Below are 1148 nucleotides of genomic sequence, written 5' to 3' on the forward strand. Positions count from 1 at the left end.
TGTAGTAGTCGGCATTTGATCTGACATTCAGCGTCAGAGAGTGATCGGGTTGAGCCTGTCCGGCAGGATCAGGCTGCAATCATCTTCTCCTTTGCCAGCGGCATGCCATCTACGAAGGTTTGCATCGGCGTCTTGCCAAAGCACCACCGCCCCTGGTGCGGCCGCTCCTCATTATAACTCCGAACCCAAGCATCGAGATCAGTCTGGAGTTCGGCGATCGAGCCATAGATCTTCTTGCGGAATGCCACGCGATAGAACTCGTCCAGCACCGTCTTGTGGAAGCGTTCCACGATGCCATTCGTCTGTGGACTCTTCGTCTTGGTGCGGGAATGGTCCACGTCCTCGACCGCCAGATAAAGCTCGTACTCATGGTGCTCGGGGTTGCCGCAGTACTCGGTGCCGCGGTCGGTGAGCACCCGACATAGCTTCACCTCGTGGGCATCGAAGAACGGCAGGACGCGATCATTGAGCAGGTCGGCGGCCGTAATCGGTGTCTTGCGGTCGTACAGTTTGGCGAACGCCACCTTGGTGTAGGTGTCGATGAAGGTCTGCTGGTAGATGCGTCCGACCCCTTTCATGGTGCCAACGTAAAAGGTGTCTTGGGCTCCGCAATAGCCGGGGCATTCGCTCTCAAACTCGCCGTGCGCATCCTTCTCGGCCTTGGCCTTCTCCAAGGCTGCCAATTGGCTCTCGGTGAGGATCAGACCTTCCTGCGCGACCTTGGCTTCCAGAGCTTTGAGCCGCTTCTTCATCGTCTCGAGATCGTGCCGCTGCCACACCCCACGCACCCCGGCCGGTGAGATCGAATGGCCGTGCTTGCGCACCTCGTTGGCGAGGCGGATCTGACCGAAGGCCGGCTGCTCCAGGGACAGCTCGATGATCACCGCTTCCACCTCGGGCGGGGTGCGGTTGGCCAGCAGCGGCTTGCGCCGGGTCAGTTCCTGCAGAGCCAGTTCGCCGCCGGTCTCGTAGAGCTCCTTGAAGCGGTAGAAGCTGTCGCGGGAATAGCCCATCATCTTGCAGGCCTGGCTGACATTGCCAAGCTGCTTGGCCAGTTCCAGCAGGCCGACCTTGGCCCGGATGATCTTCTGCTCATTGGTCATGACGGTGCTCCTTGGGAACGCCGAGGCCGGGCGCTACGCACCCCG

1 protein-coding gene is annotated in these 1148 nt (G+C 60.5%); it reads right to left on the reverse strand.

Annotated elements, in window-relative coordinates; all coding sequences use genetic code 11:
* Positions 1-68: 68 nt before the first annotated feature.
* Positions 69-1103: an IS481 family transposase gene (locus ILT44_RS30450; RefSeq protein ID WP_204243346.1), complete on the reverse strand. Its 1035-nt coding sequence runs from the start codon at positions 1101-1103 to the stop codon at positions 69-71.
* Positions 1104-1148: the final 45 nt, after the last annotated feature.

The organism is Microvirga arvi, assembly GCF_016892765.1.
Lineage (GTDB): Bacteria > Pseudomonadota > Alphaproteobacteria > Rhizobiales > Beijerinckiaceae > Microvirga > Microvirga arvi.

Excerpts from the sequence above, each read along its gene's own strand:
- ILT44_RS30450 (WP_204243346.1), bottom strand. The coding sequence starts at position 1,103 with ATGACCAATGAGCAGAAGATCATCCGGGCCAAGGTCGGCCTGCTGGAA.